An 18,501-nucleotide genomic window follows, 5' to 3' on the forward strand; every position below is an offset into this window, starting at 1 on the left:
CTGTCATTATGCGGAGTAACTACCAAGGTATAAGAAACCCTTTACGAATAAGTGTACCAGGTACAGCGACCTGAAAATCCCATTTTTTAGGTTAACTTTATAAAAAATTACTGAAAGAAAAAAATGCTCGTAAATGTATCCTATAACAATAAGGAAATCACTAAAAAAATCGACGAGGCGGTGGGCAAACCCTTCACACTCAAGGAACGCTGGGCCATGGGGGGTATCGGTTCACCCAAGTTATTCATTACGGAGTCTAGCGTGGAAATCAGAAATCTGTTGATTTTGGACAACAATAGGGATTCCTGCAACATAGAATTGCGTCCCAAAGGAATCATCCTGCGGTTTCGTTCGCTGCTGGAAACCTTTGCATTGATCATTCCCTATTACAAACTCACGGTTTACAAAGGCGATTTGGCCATTTATTCGGTGTACCGGGACAATCACTTCGTCAAGGTGCAGGCAGATACCAAGGCGGTGCAGAAATTTTTTCGAAAAATGTTGGATTATAAAGCCGATAACGCACCGACCTCTATTGAGGATTTGTGAAATACGTAGCAGACGCGAGACCCGGGGTCTGGTACGTGGCACCAAAATGACACTCCTGGTAAATGAAGCAAAATATGGCTATCCATCGATATTCCTTCTTTGCTCTTAGCGCTCTATTGCATCATCGGCCGGAAGTCCTGTAAAACAACAAGGAGTCCCTAAACAAAACCTAGAATAAATGAAGATTTTATTGACCGGTGCGAATGGTTATATCGGAATGCGTTTATTGCCCCAGCTACTCGAAATGGGGCATGAGGTAGTTTGCGCAGTCAGGGATGAGGAGCGACTGTCCGTCGATGCGGAAACCCGTTCCAAAATCGAAGTGGTAGAAATCGATTTTTTGAAGGAAGTGGTCGATGGAAAGATTCCCAAAGACATCGAAGCAGCCTATTTTTTGATTCATTCCATGAGCTCTTCGACCAAGGAGTTCGACGAAATGGAAGCGACCACTGCCCGGAATTTCAATACATATTTAGAAAACACACAGGTGAAACAGGTGATTTACCTCAGCGGTATCGCCAACGAGGAGCATCTTTCCAAGCATTTACAGTCACGTAAAAATGTGGAGGACATTCTCTCCGATGGAAAGTTTTCATTAACGGTCTTGAGAGCCGGGATCATTGTGGGCTCGGGGAGCTCTTCCTTCGAAATTATTCGCGACCTATGCGAAAAGTTGCCCTTTATGATTACCCCAAAATGGGTGCTGACCAAAACCCAGCCGATTGCGATTCGCGATGTCATCACTTTTTTGACTGGTGTATTGGGGAATGAAAAGACCTATGACGATGCTTTCGATATTGCCGGTCCCGATGTATTGAGTTATAAAGAAATGATGCAGCAATATGCCAAGGCAAGGGGTTTTAAAAATTGGATCGTAACCGTACCCATCATGACCCCCAAACTCTCTTCGTACTGGTTGTATTTTGTGACCTCCACTTCCTATAAACTGGCGAAAAACCTGGTCGATAGTATGAAGGTCGAAGTGGTCGCCAAGGATACCCGGCTGCAGGAACTTTTGGGAATTAAACCCCATACCTATATGGAGGCGATTAAAATGGCTTTTAGAAAAATCGAGCAAAACTTGGTGGTCAGTAGTTGGAAAGACAGCATGGTCAGTGGGCGTTTTCATAAAGACTTGGGTAAATTCATTCAGGTTCCCAAGTTCGGGGTCCTTAAGGACGAGCAAAGGTTAAAAGTGGATGATCCAAAACGTGTCCTGGAAAATATTTGGAAAATCGGTGGCGAAAACGGTTGGTACTATGGCAATTGGTTGTGGAAAATAAGGGGGCTCATCGACAAAGCCTGGGGCGGGGTAGGCCTACGAAGGGGGCGTACCCATCCCGACAAATTGTACCCAGGTGACTCGCTCGATTTTTGGCGGGTACTGTTGGCCGATAAAAAAGAGCGTAGATTATTGCTGTTCGCCGAAATGCGACTCCCTGGTGAGGCCTGGCTCGAGTTTAAGATCGATGAGGAAAACATTCTGTATCAGACCGCCACTTTTAGGCCGAGGGGTCTTCGGGGAAGATTGTACTGGTACAGCATCGTTCCTTTTCATTACTTTATCTTTGGCGGAATGATCCGCAATATTGCCAAAGCCTGATGCCTCTGCAATCAAAAAATTTCATTCTGCTCTTCATCGTGGTATCGATTTCGGTATCCCTTGTCCGTAGCCAACGAAAAGAATCGAATACCACGGAGTACAGATTTCAAATCACCGAGCTGAGTATCCCGAAATTGGCCCCCGACGGATATGAGTCCATTTTAAGTGTGGAGCTCGATACCCCCTTGTATCCAGATAGGGCGTACGAAGTAGGTTTTTGGATTATCGGTAGGCAACTCGACGATCGTGGGTATTCGTATCCTATCAACATATTCCCTTCGAAACATATGGAAAGGGTGTCAGAAGATATTTTTGATTTGGTCGAATCGAATGCAGTCTTACCGACCTTGGAAGTAAGGCCACCCCCAAGCTTTACGGGACGCGGGCATTTTACGTTTATCATTCGGCCAGATACTCTCTATCAGTTTATTACCATTGCACTTCAGAAAAACGGCTTAGGGCGGGTCCCGATCGACTTTCGGAAAGATGTGACGGTTACGGGGGTTTTTGTAAAACCGATCGAGACGAACGAGACCGATGATTCGACCGTCTCGGCACTAACGGAGCGGCCCAAAAAGCTGGCGGAACGGGAACTAATCGACAGTAATAAAAGCTATACGGTTAGGCAACGGGATGTTCTTATTAGTCTTTATGATCACAGAAACATCGACAAAGATGTGGTTACCATCTACCTCAACGACAAGATTGTCGTAGAAAAACTACCCCTGAAGCGAAAGAAACAAGGTTTTAAGGTGCGATTACGACCGGGCACCAATAGTATCACCCTATATGCCGAAAATCTCGGGGAGGTAGCACCCAATACTGCGGCCATCCTGATTGAAAGCGATTCCAAGGAATATAAGGCGGTGTTGGAGTCGGACTTGGGTCAGAGCCAATATTTTACCCTCATCTACAAACCGCGTTAAAACAAACTAACCCTACGAACCATTGTCTGGACTCCCAAAACTCAAAAACCCGCTTTTGTTTCTTTCCATAGGAATCATCCTCTTGTTTACGCTCGTGGTATTCTTTGCGACCGAAGCAAGCTATATAGTGATTGAACAGGCATCCCTTTGGGTACGGGCGTATTTCGGCTATTATTATCTCTATCTAGGCTTGGGTTGCGTGCTCTTACTACTGGGGGTTGCCTTCTCTCCCCTGGGCAAGCGAAAATTGGGGAAACCCGATGAACGACCCGAACATTCGCTCTGGGCGTGGACGGCCATGCTCTATAGTGCAGGGATGGGAGCCGGTATTTTGTTACGTGCCGTGCAAGAGCCCGTTTTCATGCAGCAGAACCCCCCTTTTCCTTCCAACCTGGAACCGGAAATCCTGGCCTTGGAATTCACCTTTTACCAGTGGGGTTTTACCGCCTGGGCCTTTTACGGCCTCTTTGCCATGGTCATCGGGTACGCCCTGTTTGTACGGAAGAAAAAAGTGCTGGTAAGTTCGGCCATCGACAATACCATTACCAATAAGCTGGCGAGGAATGGCATTGACATCATGACCATTATTACTACCGTCTTTGGTCTAATCGCCGCTATCGGATTGGGTACCGCCCAAATCAACGGCGGCCTCAACCACCTTTTCGACGGGGATTTTGGATTGGGCACTACCCTCCTGCTAGCAACGGTTATTTCATCGATTGCCTTTTACTCGGCTTGGCAGGGAGTGAACAAGGGCATTAAGGTCATCTCCAAATTCAATATCCTAGTTACCCTCATCATTTTACTTTTTGTGTTTTTTGCCAGTGACATGGGGGCTATTCTTCTATCGTTTGCCAAAGCCACCTTTCATTACGTAATCGATTTTGTGCCCATGAGCCTGGCAATAGGGAGGTATGATCCGGGAATGGGCTTTTTGACCGATTGGACTTTTTACTACTGGGCCTTTTGGCTGGCCTGGGCGCCGTTTACGGGCATCTTTATCGCCCGTATTTCCAGAGGAAGAACGCTGCGTCAACTGTTGTTGGGGGTAATGATCATCCCTTCACTGGGTACCTTTTTCTGGTTCTCGGTATTCGGGGCCTCCGCCTTTGAACTGATTGAAAGTTGGGGCTCATACCAGAATGAATTTGGGAATGTCTTCTCTTCCATTTTTGTGTTCTTTGAACACTATCCTTTCGCCACGGTGCTGAACTTCGTTACCATCTTTTTGTTGATTAGCTTTTTGGTCACCTCGGTCGATTCGGCCGTTTTTGTTCTAAGCATGTTCACCGATAAAGGAAAACAGCATCCCAGCAAACGACATCGGCTGCTATGGTCGGTATTCGTATTGTTAGCCACCATGGCCCTGCTGGTTCTAGGAAATGTAAAACCGGATATCGATGTATTGCAGGCAGTTCAGAAACTGCTCATTATTACCTCCTTACCGTTTGCCCTATTTATGGTAGTCATGACCGCAATTTTTTTGTTTGAAGGGATTAAAAATCTCAAACGGTAAGACATGAATTATCGCCGTTCTAGAAGCCATCCTCCAGCAATCGTTGCTGATCCTTTAAATCGATGGCATGATATAATGCGGTAAAGGCCGCGTAAATCCACATTACCGAGACGACGGCACCTACTACAAAGCAGACCAGACCAATTATGAACACGGGTATGGCCAGCAGCCCCATTCCAAAAATCTTCCATCCATGGCCCTTGGTCATTTCCCAGCTTTTTTCGATGGCGGGAATGGGCTCCATATCCTTGTCCATGACCAATAAAGAAACAAAGACCAGGCGACAGAGCAGGATGACACCTGGGATGATAAGAAAAACAAGGCCGATACCAACCAGAGCGAACTTTATGAGATTTGCCAAGACGATGGGCAGGTACTTTTCCCGAAACCCAACAAACAGCTCTGAAAAATCAATCTCCTCGTCCCGAATCCCCCTTAAATACAAAAGATTGCCCCCATAGGTGATAACAGGAAGCAACAACAGGGCATAGGCGGCGGAAAGCATTTGCCAAACGAACGACACGCCTCCATTTTCCAATTCGGACTTCTGGGCCATAGAAGCCGGTGATTCCGCAAGCGCTACGATAAGCAGAATCAGAAAAAAGTACAAAAAGTGCTTCCACAACTGCTGCCAACCAAATCTATAACTACCTATAATGCTCGCCTCGGGCTTTCTTTCCTTGGTTGTTTCCATTTTTTTGGTATTTTATTTCGGTAAATATAAAGGGACCAGGAAAAGATTCCTTCCAACTTTGGTAGTGATTTTAAAATCACTACCAAGGTATGTAATCCTGTTAAGGGTATTTAGGTACTTTTAAGTTATAAACCATACCAATTGCTAGACCTAACCTACTTCATAGTATTTGTTTTTTCTATTGCAATAGCCTTTGCCAGTATTTGGTTCGGCCATCAGTTTACGACTACCTACTATACTAAATTCCACAAGGACTATTTCTATTATCTAATCACTTTTTTTGGTTTTTCATTCTATGGAATCTGGGCACAGATTTTTATGAGAAGCTTTCTTTCCTCAAAAGACACAGGTGGTGAGATGATCGAAATGGTCGCTAACTTTTTGCCGATATTAGGAGTTCCCTTTCTTATTATTTCTTGGATAATGCTTGTTAAAATGGGATATTCCTTGGTAGAGGTGAAGCCAAAAAAAAAGTTTTGGCTAATTCATTTCATCATATTGGCAATAATCATCGCCCTTGGGGGCTTATTGGTGACTTTGGATACGAGTTATTGGGGTCTTGGAAATCAACTGATAGATATCCAAATCGGATTGGTATTGTTTTTAGACACGGTGCCTATAGTTTTCTTTGTAAGCATGGTGGTATACCATTCAAAAAAGTACAGAATGTCCTATAGGAATATCATCACCAGATTTGCACTGCTTGTACTATTAGGGTTGACCCTAAGATGCGTTGTTCTTATATTTCACGATACCGATCCATGGATCTTTGCTCCCTTGCTACTGCTCTATTTTTTATCGAACTTTGTACCACTTTTTTACCTAAGGCTTACGTCCGATGCTGTGTTCTCCCCCGTACGGGTCGAATATCTGAACGAGGAAAAGAGAGCCCTGCTTTTCCAGAAATATCAAATCACAAAACGTGAAAAGGAAATAATCGACCAAATCTGCCAAGGTAAAACCAATCAACAGATTGCAGATGACTTATTCATAAGTCTACAAACGGTTAAGGACCATACCCATAGAATTTACACCAAAATCGGCATCAACAGCAGGCTTAAATTGGTGCAGATGATCAATGGGTAATCCAAAGGACTAAAACGGTTAATGAAATCCATCAATCCTTCGATAGGGCTTTCCATTCTTGCCACCGAGCAAAAGCGGGACGCTGCTTTCCGTCACCGTCCAACAACCCATTGTCGCGCCATATCTTTAAAATATCCGGCGGATTCTGGGTCTTATCGTAAATGGCGTCATAATCGCGAAAAACGAACCAAAGAACGAATTCGGCATCCAAGTCGTTGGCAGCGTTGAAGAGCTTGTTTATATATTCGGCCTGCCATTCTTCGGAAGCCTTTATATCAATCCCTAAATTTTCGATGAGTAGGTCATCGGCACAGAAACCCGTTTCCGATATGGCAAATGGCTTGTTCGGATCAAGATTTCTGAAATCGGCCAACCAGTCGTCTTCGAACAATGCGGGGTCTGCATCTCGCTGTAAATCGGAATAGTCTAAAAACGGATACGAACTCATCGCTATAAAATCGGAGAATTCCAATAACATTTTTGAGGTTTCCAACAACTCCTCATCTGTATTTTCAAAAGATTGATCTTGCAAGGTCAAAAAAATAGGTAGGTTTGGATAAGCCGTTTTTAAGCTGGTATACACCGTATCGATCAAGGAAAGGAATTCGTTGAACTCGGCATCCTCCTTTTTAAAAGTGGCGTTGGTTTCAATACCGTAGGCAAAATAGTCCGGTCGTACCTCATCGATGATTCGTCTGCAATACTTGATGTAAGCCGTTACCACTTCGGGATCGTCCAGGGATTTACCCTGCCAATTTACCGGCAAATCTTGATGGGCACCCTCGTTGTTCCAATATCTTGAGAGGGTTTTTCTATCTTGGGAGGTAGGCGTTGCGGTAAGTAAAACCTTTGTCCCCGGTTGTAAACCGGTTCGGGTAATTTCCAGGGTATTTTGTACTTCCTCCGGAAAGGGCAAATCGTTCAGTGCTTCGTCCCACGGAACCCCATGATCTAAATGGTTCAAAAAGATATCCCCATTTGCGGCTACCTGCTCATAGGTGTCTACCTGCGATTCTATGGTCAGATCGTACGGGAAACCGGTAAAACCCATATAAAATGAACGGGGCTCAATCTCGGAAACTTCTTCTTGAACAACTTCAACTTCGCCGTTTGTACAAGACACGAACAAGATTAAAAGAAGCAGAAAACACCTGAATTTCATAACTGAAAACACCTAATGCACCAACGTAGAAACGCTTGGTTTTATTGTCATAAAAGAGCTAATGTACATAGCCGTTTAATTCAAACTCCTAAATTCATTCGGCGAATAGCCGACCTTTTGCTTGAACAAACGACTAAAATGTTGTGGATACTTGAATCCCAATTCATAGGCAATCTCGCTGATCGATTTAGCAGGGTCGAAGACCCTTTCCTTCGCTATATCGATAAGCTTGGCCTGTATATACTCCTGGGCCGAATTTCCGGTTTCCTTTTTCACCAAGTCGCCAAAATAATTGGAAGACAGATTCTCTTCCTCCGCAAAATAGCTGACCGAAGGGGTTCCCAGCTCTCTGGCTTTTCCTGATTGAATATAGGAATTCAACGAAATCTCAAACCGTTGGATTACTCCAAGGTTTTCCTTTTCCCGGGTAATGAACTGCCGATTGTAAAATCGCATACAGTATTTCAAAAATAGTTCGATAGTGGCTACGACGACTTCTTTGCTGTGCTTGTCTATTCCTTGGGAAAGTTCCGTTCGTATCGTATCAAAGAGGTCCAGCACCAATTGTCGTTCCTTTTTTGAGATATGGAGTGCTTCATGAGATAGATAGGAGAAAAAACTGTAGTCGCTAATCGCTTTGGCCAAGTGGGTGCCATGAAGCAGATCTGGATGAAACAAAAGCGCATGACCCGACGGTTTAAAATTAGCATCGATATGTCCGACATGCACTACCTGCCCCGGTGCCAAAAACACCAAGGTCCCATCTTGGTAATCATAGTTCTGACGACCATATCTTAAAATACAGCCCTCCCCCTGTTTCAGGAAAATACCGTAGAAATGATATCGGACAGCATCGACATGTTCCCGCCTATCAATGGTGCCCTCCGAAAGGTCATGTACACTGACTAGGGGATGCAAAGTTGACAGATTGAATTTGGAGCAATAGTCATCCACCTTTACCAAATCTTTCGTTGAAGCCATACGCATTTTTCTTTTTCCGAATTTAGTTAAAGTTTTGTAAATAAGACCGATAGCACGTCCAAATCAGTAAAAATGGTAGGTAAATCCGTAAATGGGGTAACTCGACTATCTTAACTATTCCATAGCTTTGAACAGCTTGTTTATGACGAGTTGAAAAGTCATGATCATGCCAAATTAAAAAATCATTCAGTAGTAACTTTTTAAACATATAAAAAATGAAAAATTTTCTATCCGTATTTTTTTTGACCCTAATTTGTGCGTCATCCTTTGCACAAGGGATCAAAGAAGAAATCAAGGAACTCTCCAAGCAAAAATGGCGATGGATGGCCGATAAAAATGTGGACCAACTGGCAACCCTTTTCCATGACAAATCAAAATTTGTGCACATGAGCGGTTCCTGGAAAAAGGACCGGGAGCTCGAAATCATCGAATCGGGAAGCATTTGGTATAAAAATGCCGAGGTTCATGACGTAGCGGTAGAAACGTTCGGGGATGACACCGCCGTACTCTGGAACCGCATTACGCTTACCGCCCACGTTAGGGGAAATGACGTTAAAAACGAGTTTACCGTAACGGAATTCTATCAAAAGGAAGGCGACGAATGGAAATTGCTCGACCTGACCTTTAGCAGTGTGCGCGACACCCATGAAATCGAACACTAAAAAAACTCTCGGAACCGATTATCTTGGAGGCCGGTTCGAGCGGCACGCCCTCCCGAACATATTCTGGCAGGGGCGGGCAGAGCGTTCAAGGAATTCTTTAGATTAAGCATACCGTAAAAACTTTAACATATTAAATGCGATGAAGGTTGAATTTAATAGCACAGACATTCAATATAATTTATAACTTCAAGGAAATCTTTACGATCATGGCAACATTTAATTTAAACATCAACGGAAAAACGCAGCAGGTAGACGTAGATCCGAACACGCCCATACTTTGGGTGCTGCGAGACCACTTACAATTAGTCGGCACCAAATACGGCTGCGGAATTGCGCAGTGCGGTAGCTGTACGGTGCACATGGACGGCGTAGCCGTTCGAGCCTGTATGCTTACGGTGGCTTCCGTAGGCAATCAGGAAATCACCACCATCGAAGGCCTTTCGGAAAATGGCGACCATCCGGTGCAAAAGGCATGGCTCGAAGTGGATGTTCCCCAATGTGGCTACTGCCAGGCAGGGCAGATTATGACGGCGGCAGCCTTACTGGATAAAAATCCGGACCCGTCCGATTCGGAAATCGAAATGGCGATGAACGGCAATATCTGCCGTTGCGGCACCTACACGCGTATCAAGAAAGCCGTTAAAATCGCAGCAGCTACCAAAACGAACGCCTAATCCAAAAAACGGGAACAATGAGACCGATACAAACAAAAATTGGAAGACGCGCGTTTATTAAAAATACCAGCTTGGCCAGTGGTGGCTTGGTCTTGGGTTTTAGCATTTTAAACGCCTGTAAACCCAAACAGGCAGAGACGATGGCCGTTCGGGAAATGCCCAAGGAATGGTTTGAGATCAATGCCTATCTCAAAATCGGGGAGAACGGACTGGTAACCATCATGGCGCCCAACCCTGAATTTGGGCAAGGAGTCATTACTTCCATGCCCATGATCCTGGCCGATGAACTGGATGTCGCCTGGGAAGATGTGTTGGTAGAACAAGCACCTTTCGACGCCAATCTGTATGGAAGGCAATTCACCGGAGGCAGCCAAGGCATCCGTCGTCGCTGGGAAGGACTTCGAATGGCCGGGGCGACCGCCAAACAGATGCTAAAGGAAGCCGCGGCACAGGCATGGCAGGTACCCGTTGCCGAAATCACGGTCTCCGAGGGCATTTTGAGTCATGATGCATCCGGAAATTCGGCGGGTTACGGCGAAATGGCAGCCGCCGCCTCAAAATTAGCCGTGCCCGAAAAGGTTACTTTGAAGGCCATAAAGGATTTTACCATTATCGGCACTTCGAAAAAGAGCGTGGAAAACAAAAAAATCGTAACGGGAAAACCCTTGTTCGGTACCGATTACCAGTACGAAGGTGCATTGATCGCCATGGTCGAACACCCACCCGCCTTTGGCCTTCAGTTGAAATCATTTGATGCCGGCGAAGTACGTTCCATGCCGGGAATCGTCGACGTATTGGAAATAAAGACCATGGAGGATGGTTTTAAAAGAGGCTATTTTGATACCAATGCCTTTACCAGTCTCATCGCCATTGTGGGTAAAACCACCTGGGAGGTGATGAACGCCAAAAAACGCCTGAAAGCGGAATGGGAACCCATTGCCGATTCGACCTTCAAAATGGATCGTTTTGGTACCGAAATGGAAGTGAAGGTTCCCAAAGGTCTGGAGAGCACGGAAGCCCATTACCAAAAAATGACCGAAATGGCAACGAGAACGGGAACAACCGCACGTAAAGATGGGAAGCCCGAAGCCGCCTTCAAAAATGCCGCAAAAGTTATCGAACGATCATATAGCTGTCCCTTCCTGGCCCATAACTGTATGGAACCCATGAACTTTTTTGCCCATGTGACCGACGAAGGGGCGAAATTGGCAGGACCGCTACAGGCACCAGGCCTGACCGAACCTACCGTGGCCGCCCGTTTGGGAATACCCGTTGAAAAGGTAGACATTGAGCTGACACGTATGGGTGGTGGCTTCGGACGTCGGGCCTATGGGCATTATGCCGTAGAGGCGGCCCTCATCTCCAAAGAGGTAAAAGCACCCGTGAAATTGGTCTATAGTCGTGAAGACGATATGACCTTTGGTATTTACCGACCGGCATACTACGCCACCTATAGGGCCGCATTGGATGAAAACAACAACTTGGTGGCCTTTCACGTAAAGGCAGGCGGCATCCCCGAGACACCCTTGTTCGCCAATCGTTTTCCCGCAGGGGCCGTCGACAATTATTTGGCGGAACAGTGGGAAATCAATTCGAATATCACCATCGGGGCATTCCGGGCTCCGCGTTCCAATTTTATGGCCGGGGTCGAACAGGCATTTTTGGATGAAGTGGCCGAAACTGCCGGAAAAGACCCTATCGATTTCCGGATGGAGTTATTGGAAAGGGCCAAAAATAATCCTGTGGGACAAGAAAACGATTATGAGCCAGACCGTTTGGCCGGGGTATTGAAGCTGGTACGTGAAAAAGCGAACTGGGGTGAAACTCGCGCAGGAGTCCATAGGGGAGTATCCGCTTATTTCTGTCATAATAGCTACGCCGCCCACGTGGTCGATGTGGTCATGGAAGGCGACAGCCCGAAAGTCGAAAAAGTGGTCTGTGCCGTTGATTGCGGTATTGTAGTGAATCCCGATGCGGCGGCCAATATGGCCGAGGGCGCTATTGTAGATGGGGTGGGCAACGCCATGTACGGGGAACTTACCTTTAAGAATGGCAGCACGGAACAAACCAATTTTGACCGCTATAGAATCATTCGTCACAGCGAGGCCCCGAAACACATCGAGGTTCATTTTGTACAAAATGAAATCGACCCCACCGGATTGGGCGAACCCCCCTTCCCCCCTGTTTTCGGGGCTTTGGCAAACGCGCTCTACAAGGCGACGGGAAGACGGCATTATCGGCAACCGTTTGTTTCGGACAGACCTCCCTTGGTAGGATAACCTTAAAACTAATCGCACTTATGCCACTTAAAAAAACCGCAATCGGAAGAAGGGCCTTCATCAAAAACACCAGCTTGGCCGGAGGTGGGCTCGTATTGGGTTTTAGCTTTTTGAATTCATGTACCGATAGGCAGGCCCAAACCATGACGGCCAAGGAAATGCCCGAGGAATGGTTTGAGATGAACGGATATTTGAAAATCGGTGAAAACGGTTTGGTCACCATCCTATCGCCCAATCCTGAAGGGGGGCAGAATGTAAAGACCTCTATGCCGATGATCGTGGCCGATGAACTCGACATAGACTGGAACGACGTCCTCGTGGAACAGGCCCCCTTGAATACCGATGCGTTTACGCGGCAATTCATAGGTGGGAGCCAGGCCATACGCAGAGGCTGGTCGGGTTTACGATTGGCAGGGGCATCGGCAAGGCAGATGCTCATAGCGGCTGCCGCAGAGGCTTGGCAGGTGCCCGTTGGGGAAGTAACCACCGAAGCGGGCGTACTGTATCATCGTGGAAGCGATAAATCGGTAGGCTATGGTGAAATGGCGGCGGCGGCGGCCAAACTTCCCGTACCGGAAGAGGTACCATTGAAGTCGATAGACGATTTTGACATCATCGGTACTTCCAAAAAAAATGTCGACGGACTCAAAATCGTAACCGGCAAACCCTTGTTCGGTAGCGATATCCATAGAGAGGGCATGTTCATTGCCATGATCGTACATCCCCCCGCTTTTGGGCTGCGATTGAAATCTATCGATGATACCGAGGCCAGAAAACTCCCGGGCATCAAGGATATCTTTACCATCAAAGTGTTTAACGAGGACTATGAAAAGACCTTTTTCGATACCCGAAGTTTTAATGAGGTCGCCGTGGTAGTAGGCAATTCGACCTGGGAAGTCCTAAACGCCAAAAAGGCGTTGAAAATCGAGTGCGAACCCATCGAGGACGCAACGGAAACCCGCGACCGGTTCGGAAGCAAATGGGAACAACACACCCCTGCCGGTATGGAAAGTACCGCAGATCATTTTGCCCAGATGGAAAAAATGGCGGTAAAGGGTGGGGTGGTCAAACGTAGGGATGGTGATCCCGAAGCGGCTTTCAAAAAAGCTGCCAAAATCGTAGAAGCCACCTATACCGCGCCTTTTTTGGCCCATAACTGCATGGAGCCGATGAACTTTTTTGCCGACGTCACCAGCGAAAAAGCGGAACTCATTGGGCCTTTGCAAAAACCGGAATTTACCGAACAAACCTTGTCGGCCAGACTGGGGATGCCGTTGGAAAACATCGACATTCAAATGACACGTCTGGGCGGCGGCTACGGACGACGTTCCTACGCCCATTGGCTGGTTGAGGCCGCACTCATCTCGCAAAGGATGAAGGCCCCCATTAAACTAATCTATACCCGCGAGGACGATATGACCGATGGTATCTATCGCCCGGCGTACCTGGCAAAGATGAGGGCCGGACTCGACGCCAATAACAACCTTATAGCCTATCACGTCAATGCCGGCGGTATTCCGGAAAGTCCATTGGCCGAGAACCGCTTTCCCGCAGGTGCCGTGGAACACTATTTGGCCGAGGAATGGACCATAGACTCCAACTTGACGGTAGGCTCGTTCCGGGCACCACGATCCAATTTCATGGCCAGCGCCGAGCAATCGTTTTTGGACGAAGTTGCCGAGGCTGCCGGTAAAGACCCCATCGATTTTCGATTGGAATTGTTGGATAGGGCCAAGAATAGGCCAGTCGGGGAGAATAATGACTACGAAGCAGATCGGTATGCCGGTGTGTTGAAGTTGGTAAAGGAAACATCAAATTGGGAAAAAGCAGCGCCTAAGGTAAGTAGGGGCGTATCGGCCTATTTCTGCCATAATTCCTACGCGGCACAGGTGCTCGATGTGGTTGTGGAAAATGGGAAGCCCGTAGTCCAAAAAGTGTTTTGTGCGTTGGATTGTGGAATCGTGGTGAATCCCGATAGTGCTAAAAATATGGCCGAAGGCGGTATCGTGGACGGTATCGGCAACGCTTTTTTTGGTGAGCTGACCTTTAAGGACGGCATCCCTGAAAAGAGTAATTTCGATACCTACCGCATGATTCGAATGCGTGAGGCCCCAAAGGAAATCGAGGTGCATTTCGTTAAAAATGAAATCGACCCAACCGGTCTGGGCGAACCTACCTTTCCACCTATTTTTGCCGCCTTGGCGAATGCGTTGTACCGGGCAACAGGAGACAGATACTACCATCAACCTTTTCTTTCAAATAAATCACCGTTGATGGGATGATTTGCCTTGGAGATAAAACCAAACCAAAGATTTCCCCAGGCCCGCCTATTTCCGGGGTAAAAATACCTCGGCCATCATACACCGGGCGCTACCACCCCCGCAAGTCTCGATGGTATCCAAGGGACTGTGGATAATAGCACAATGTTTTTCAATGGTCGCTATCTGATCTGGTGTCAAGCTATTATAGGCGGCCGTGCTCATCACCATAAAGCGTTGGTCATCAGCTCCGATGACCTGCAACATATTCCCTGCGAAATGATGCATCTGTTCATCGTTTATGGGGATGATTTCCTTACCGTCCCTTTTTAGATGGCCCACTACTTCGGCACGTTCCTTTTTGTCATCGATGGCATCGAGGTTGATAACCACAAAATTTTCTGCCATGGCCATCATCACGTTGGTATGGTAAATGGGAAGTCGTTCTCCATTTACGGTTTGATTGGCCGTAAAAATAACGGGGAAACAATCAAAGTCTTCACAGAACTCGATAAACAATTCTTCATGGGCCCTTTCGGATAGCGCACAATAAGCCTTCTGATGCACCCTGTCTTTCAAAATGCTACCGGTACCTTCCAAGAAGACCCCTTCTTCCTCTGCAGCAGTATAGTCCATTACGGTATCGATTAGGAAGCCCTCTGCCTCCAATAAGTCAAGGATGTCTTCCCTCCGTTCATTTCTGCGATTCTCTGCAAACATAGGGTAGACCACGACCGTACCGTTGGCGTGAAAAGAAATCCAGTTGTTGGGAAATATGGAATCTGGGGTATCCGGTTCCTTGGTATCGTCGACCACGATAACATGTACGCCATGCGCTCTTAAGACATTTACAAAGGCATCGAACTCCGCCTGGGCCTTTTTATTGATTTCCTTGTTCTGAAGGTCAAGGTCTTCCTGAAAATAATTGTTCACCGCCGTCTGCTCGTTCATTCGAAAATTAACCGGGCGAACCATCAAAATGGTATTCGTAATCTGCATTTCTTCTTTTTTAAGCAACCATTGTCTAAAATAGTATCTTAGTAAACAAAGGTAGTTTTTCCCGCTTATGATCAACCAAAAAAAATCAACATTTCGTTTACGAAGCCGTGGTGCCATTTTAAGGATATGTGCAGTACTGTTTTTCTCCCTATTCCTCGGTTGTAATAAATCGGATGATTCGTTGGATGTCTCGGGTTTCAAGGCCATCTCCCAACCGATGATTTTTGAATCCCTTGCCCCTGCGAAACCCTATGATTTCTATGAATTCAGAAACGGGGACTGTATGGATAAGGAATATTTCAGGATAATCCATTCGGTTGGAACTGCCTGCCCGTCAACTGCCGTTGACTGTGCGGATGCCCTGAATACCCTCGTATCGGAAGTACAGGGGTACAGTATCGGTTGTTTGCCGGGATGTTGCGCGGATTATGTACTCGCTAGGGAAGGAAATGACTTTTTCCTGTTCGATACTTTAGAGGAATTTCAAAGCTTCCTAGGCACTATTGATTCAGAGAGCGACGCCTTAAATTTGATAGAGGCAATGGGATATTTCTATCGATACGATGACGTTGGTGCCAGTGGAATAAAAACTACTTCCTCGGGATATCAGATCATCGCTTTACGAACCGTTAAATATTGCCTCCCCGTACAAACCGATCAATTTTTGCTGGATATATCCTTTGAGGGGGTGGTGACCATTGTTGAACAGAGGACCTTCAATGTAAGCGAGGGCGTCTGCGTTTGATATGCTTACTCCCTTACCAACGGCAATGTGCTACACCGAAGCAACCCTTCTTGTTTGGCGATTTCAGCATAGGGGACTTCTTCAACGATGAACCCTTGTTTTCTCATCCAACTGTTGAGTCGCGTAAAATGCTGTTCGGAAACGACCACCTCGGGTGAAATTGAAAAGACATTACTAAACATTTCATACATTTCATCGGCAGTGATTTCGAAAATATTGTCTTTCCCAAAATAGTCTACAAGCCACTGATATTCCTCTTCCACCAAAAATCCGTTTTTATGCAGAATTGCCTTTCCTTTTCCCAAGGGCTGAAAACAACAGTCCAAATGCAAGGCATTTTCGCGTGGATTCGTAGACTTCCTCAGTTCAAATGACTTGATCGTTTTATGCGGAAACTTTTGCGAAATAAAATCCACCGCTTCTTGATTGGTTCGTGCGGTAATCTGATTTGGGTAATCGGGCGCGGTATAGGTCCCGATAAAAATATAGTCGTTCCAGGGCATTACGTCCCCTCCTTCTACATGCACCTCTTCGGGACACATAATGATATCTTCATCCGCAATCCGGTCCAAGACATGCAGAATGGCGTCAAATTCCTTTTCACGATCAGGCAGTATGTTTGCCTTTATCAACTTGTTCTCGATTACAAAGGCAATATCCCGCGAAAATATTTGGTTGCAATCTTTCAAGACCTCTGGACGAAAAACTTGCACTCCGTGCTTTTTAAGTACTTGGGAGAACGCTTCCATCTCCTTGACCATATCGGCTTCTTTGGGATAGGTACCGGCCAGGATATGCTCCAAAGATTTTGGATCATAGGCGTCCTCGGGCTTCGGAACAGGCCCACAGCTTTCCGCTGTTCCGAGTACCACGGCTTTTAAGGTCGATATTTCGTCATTGACATTCAAATGGAGCATGGCCTAAAATTTTTCGCAAATATAGTATTGTTGAAGCGTGTAAAAAAAGTACCCTCCCAACAAGTTGGAAGGGTACTTTTTTGTCTTTTAGTGAGAAACCGGGACTAACGTGCATCCAGCGCCACAAAAGGTCGATGATTTTCACCTATATAAATTTGTCTGGGGCGACCGATGGGTTCGCCGTTCAAACGCATTTCCCTCCATTGGGAAATCCATCCGGGCAATCGGCCTAAGGCAAACATCACCGTAAACATATCGGTTGGAATCCCCAAAGCCCTGTAGATAATCCCAGAGTAAAAATCTACGTTTGGATAGAGTTTCCGATCTACAAAATATTGGTCTTCCAAGGCCTCTTTCTCCAATCCTTTGGCAATCTCCAAGATGGGGTCCTCTATACCCAAATCACCCAATACCTCATCCGCTGCCTTTTTGATGATTCTAGCCCTAGGGTCAAAGTTTTTATACACTCTATGACCAAAACCCATTAACCGGAAGGGGTCGTTTTTATCCTTTGCCTTCGCCATGTACTTTTTTGTATCCCCGCCATCGGCTTGGATGGCTTCCAACATTTCGAGTACTGCTTGATTGGCACCACCGTGCAATGGACCCCATAGCGCTGAGATACCGGCAGAAAGGGAAGCGAAAAGGCCGGCATGCGATGACCCCACAATACGTACGGTAGAAGTCGAACAGTTCTGTTCGTGATCCCCGTGTAAGATCAATAATTTATCCAAGGCCTCTATCACGATTTCATTTTTTTCGTAGGTCTTGCCGGGCCTTCTAAACATCATTTTATGTATATTCTCCACATAACCCAGTGTATCGTCCCCATATTCTAGCGGCAACCCCTTTTTCTTTCTTAAGGTCCATGCGACCAATACTGGAAACTTGGCCAGAATTCGGACTATGGCGTGGTACATGGCAGCTTCCGACGAAACGTCGACGGTGGAAGGATTAAAGGCTATTAAAGCACTCGTTAAGGAGGAAAGTACGCCCATCGGATGGGCAGACTTTGGAAAACTATCCAATATTTTTTTCATTTCCTCATCGACGTGGGACTCTTCCCTGATGTCGTTATGAAATTTTTGCAGTTGTTCTTTGTCGGGGAGTTCCCCAAATATCAGCAAATAGGCCACTTCCAGAAAATCGGCCTTTTCAGCCAAGTCCTCTATGGAATACCCTCGATACCTCAGAATTCCTTTTTCACCGTCCAAAAAAGTGATCGCACTTGTACAGGAGCCCGTATTCTTATAACCGGGATCGATAGTAATCAAACCACCCGTACTGGCGCGAAGTGTTTTTATATCAATGGCAAGCTCGTCCTCGGAGCCTTTTATGACTGGAAATTCGTATTTCTGACCGTTGTATTCTAAGGTAGCTTTGTCTGACATATGTTGGGTTTACTTAAGATTAAAATGAACTGTAAACTTAATAAAAACAGCCCGTTTTA

Annotated in this window: 16 protein-coding genes; 10 read left to right on the forward strand and 6 right to left on the reverse strand. The window is 46.2% G+C overall.

What is annotated here, in order from left to right:
• The first annotated feature begins 123 nt into the window (after positions 1-123).
• From FK220_RS02485 to FK220_RS02500, 4 genes are all read left to right on the forward strand, one after another.
• Positions 124-549: a hypothetical protein gene (locus FK220_RS02485; RefSeq protein WP_152572694.1), complete on the forward strand. Its 426-nt coding sequence runs from the start codon at positions 124-126 to the stop codon at positions 547-549.
• Positions 550-727: 178 nt separating this feature from the next.
• Positions 728-2,152, forward strand: coding sequence for an SDR family oxidoreductase (locus FK220_RS02490; RefSeq protein WP_152572695.1), 1,425 nt, complete (start codon positions 728-730; stop codon positions 2,150-2,152).
• Positions 2,152-3,078 (forward strand): hypothetical protein, encoded by a 927-nt coding sequence (locus FK220_RS02495; RefSeq protein ID WP_152572696.1) that lies wholly within the window; start codon positions 2,152-2,154, stop codon positions 3,076-3,078. The genes FK220_RS02490 and FK220_RS02495 overlap by 1 nt, the downstream gene beginning before the upstream one ends.
• Positions 3,079-3,133: 55 nt before the next feature.
• Positions 3,134-4,594: a BCCT family transporter gene (locus tag FK220_RS02500; RefSeq protein WP_238718874.1), complete on the forward strand. Its 1,461-nt coding sequence runs from the start codon at positions 3,134-3,136 to the stop codon at positions 4,592-4,594.
• 19 nt (positions 4,595-4,613) lie between these two features.
• On the opposite strand, the gene FK220_RS02505 is transcribed toward FK220_RS02500, so the two are convergent.
• Positions 4,614-5,288 (reverse strand): DUF975 family protein, encoded by a 675-nt coding sequence (locus tag FK220_RS02505; protein WP_152572698.1) that lies wholly within the window; start codon positions 5,286-5,288, stop codon positions 4,614-4,616.
• 141 nt (positions 5,289-5,429) lie between these two features.
• Between FK220_RS02505 and FK220_RS02510 the strand changes: the two genes are divergently transcribed.
• Positions 5,430-6,374 carry a helix-turn-helix transcriptional regulator gene (locus FK220_RS02510; protein ID WP_152572699.1) on the forward strand — a complete coding sequence of 315 codons (945 nt, stop codon included), beginning with the start codon at positions 5,430-5,432 and terminating at the stop codon, positions 6,372-6,374.
• A 31-nt stretch (positions 6,375-6,405) separates the two neighbouring features.
• Here FK220_RS02510 and FK220_RS02515 read toward each other — a convergent pair whose 3' ends face one another.
• Together FK220_RS02515 and FK220_RS02520 are read right to left on the reverse strand one after the other, a co-directional pair.
• Positions 6,406-7,497: a hypothetical protein gene (locus FK220_RS02515; protein ID WP_152572700.1), complete on the reverse strand. Its 1,092-nt coding sequence runs from the start codon at positions 7,495-7,497 to the stop codon at positions 6,406-6,408.
• Between the two features lie 114 nt (positions 7,498-7,611).
• The gene (locus FK220_RS02520; RefSeq protein WP_152572701.1) at positions 7,612-8,517 is read right to left on the reverse strand and encodes a helix-turn-helix domain-containing protein; all 906 of its coding nucleotides are present in this window, start codon (positions 8,515-8,517) and stop codon (positions 7,612-7,614) included.
• A 215-nt stretch (positions 8,518-8,732) separates the two neighbouring features.
• Between FK220_RS02520 and FK220_RS02525 the strand changes: the two genes are divergently transcribed.
• From FK220_RS02525 to FK220_RS02540, 4 genes are all read left to right on the forward strand, one after another.
• Positions 8,733-9,179: a nuclear transport factor 2 family protein gene (locus tag FK220_RS02525; RefSeq protein WP_152572702.1), complete on the forward strand. Its 447-nt coding sequence runs from the start codon at positions 8,733-8,735 to the stop codon at positions 9,177-9,179.
• Positions 9,180-9,385: 206 nt separating this feature from the next.
• Positions 9,386-9,853: a (2Fe-2S)-binding protein gene (locus FK220_RS02530; RefSeq protein ID WP_152572703.1), complete on the forward strand. Its 468-nt coding sequence runs from the start codon at positions 9,386-9,388 to the stop codon at positions 9,851-9,853.
• A 17-nt stretch (positions 9,854-9,870) separates the two neighbouring features.
• Positions 9,871-12,132: a xanthine dehydrogenase family protein molybdopterin-binding subunit gene (locus FK220_RS02535; RefSeq protein WP_152572704.1), complete on the forward strand. Its 2,262-nt coding sequence runs from the start codon at positions 9,871-9,873 to the stop codon at positions 12,130-12,132.
• A gap of 20 nt (positions 12,133-12,152) precedes the next feature.
• Positions 12,153-14,414, forward strand: a complete 2,262-nt coding sequence (locus FK220_RS02540; RefSeq protein WP_152572705.1) for a xanthine dehydrogenase family protein molybdopterin-binding subunit — start codon at positions 12,153-12,155, stop codon at positions 14,412-14,414.
• 45 nt (positions 14,415-14,459) lie between these two features.
• Here the strand turns inward: FK220_RS02540 and ctlX are convergent, their stop codons facing one another.
• Positions 14,460-15,389 carry a citrulline utilization hydrolase CtlX gene (gene ctlX, locus FK220_RS02545; protein ID WP_152572706.1) on the reverse strand — a complete coding sequence of 310 codons (930 nt, stop codon included), beginning with the start codon at positions 15,387-15,389 and terminating at the stop codon, positions 14,460-14,462.
• Between the two features lie 67 nt (positions 15,390-15,456).
• Here ctlX and FK220_RS02550 point away from each other — a divergent pair, with 67 nt between their 5' ends.
• The gene (locus FK220_RS02550) at positions 15,457-16,134 is read left to right on the forward strand and encodes a hypothetical protein (RefSeq protein WP_152572707.1); all 678 of its coding nucleotides are present in this window, start codon (positions 15,457-15,459) and stop codon (positions 16,132-16,134) included.
• Positions 16,135-16,139: 5 nt separating this feature from the next.
• On the opposite strand, the gene FK220_RS02555 is transcribed toward FK220_RS02550, so the two are convergent.
• Positions 16,140-17,051 carry a dimethylarginine dimethylaminohydrolase family protein gene (locus FK220_RS02555; protein ID WP_152572708.1) on the reverse strand — a complete coding sequence of 304 codons (912 nt, stop codon included), beginning with the start codon at positions 17,049-17,051 and terminating at the stop codon, positions 16,140-16,142.
• Positions 17,052-17,155: 104 nt separating this feature from the next.
• Positions 17,156-18,442, reverse strand: coding sequence for a citrate synthase (locus FK220_RS02560; protein ID WP_152572709.1), 1,287 nt, complete (start codon positions 18,440-18,442; stop codon positions 17,156-17,158).
• Positions 18,443-18,501 lie beyond the last annotated feature (59 nt).

The sequence above is a fragment of the Pelagihabitans pacificus genome, assembly GCF_009371985.2.
GTDB classification, from domain to species: Bacteria; Bacteroidota; Bacteroidia; order Flavobacteriales; family Flavobacteriaceae; genus Pelagihabitans; species Pelagihabitans pacificus.

Excerpts from the sequence above, each read along its gene's own strand:
- FK220_RS02485 (WP_152572694.1), top strand. The coding sequence starts at position 124 with ATGCTCGTAAATGTATCCTATAACAATAAGGAAATCACTAAAAAAATC.
- FK220_RS02490 (WP_152572695.1), top strand. The coding sequence starts at position 728 with ATGAAGATTTTATTGACCGGTGCGAATGGTTATATCGGAATGCGTTTA.
- FK220_RS02495 (WP_152572696.1), top strand. The coding sequence starts at position 2,152 with ATGCCTCTGCAATCAAAAAATTTCATTCTGCTCTTCATCGTGGTATCG.
- FK220_RS02505 (WP_152572698.1), bottom strand. The coding sequence starts at position 5,288 with ATGGAAACAACCAAGGAAAGAAAGCCCGAGGCGAGCATTATAGGTAGT.
- FK220_RS02520 (WP_152572701.1), bottom strand. The coding sequence starts at position 8,517 with ATGGCTTCAACGAAAGATTTGGTAAAGGTGGATGACTATTGCTCCAAA.
- FK220_RS02525 (WP_152572702.1), top strand. The coding sequence starts at position 8,733 with ATGAAAAATTTTCTATCCGTATTTTTTTTGACCCTAATTTGTGCGTCA.
- FK220_RS02530 (WP_152572703.1), top strand. The coding sequence starts at position 9,386 with ATGGCAACATTTAATTTAAACATCAACGGAAAAACGCAGCAGGTAGAC.
- FK220_RS02535 (WP_152572704.1), top strand. The coding sequence starts at position 9,871 with ATGAGACCGATACAAACAAAAATTGGAAGACGCGCGTTTATTAAAAAT.
- FK220_RS02540 (WP_152572705.1), top strand. The coding sequence starts at position 12,153 with ATGCCACTTAAAAAAACCGCAATCGGAAGAAGGGCCTTCATCAAAAAC.
- ctlX (WP_152572706.1), bottom strand. The coding sequence starts at position 15,389 with ATGCAGATTACGAATACCATTTTGATGGTTCGCCCGGTTAATTTTCGA.
- FK220_RS02550 (WP_152572707.1), top strand. The coding sequence starts at position 15,457 with ATGATCAACCAAAAAAAATCAACATTTCGTTTACGAAGCCGTGGTGCC.
- FK220_RS02555 (WP_152572708.1), bottom strand. The coding sequence starts at position 17,051 with ATGCTCCATTTGAATGTCAATGACGAAATATCGACCTTAAAAGCCGTG.
- FK220_RS02560 (WP_152572709.1), bottom strand. The coding sequence starts at position 18,442 with ATGTCAGACAAAGCTACCTTAGAATACAACGGTCAGAAATACGAATTT.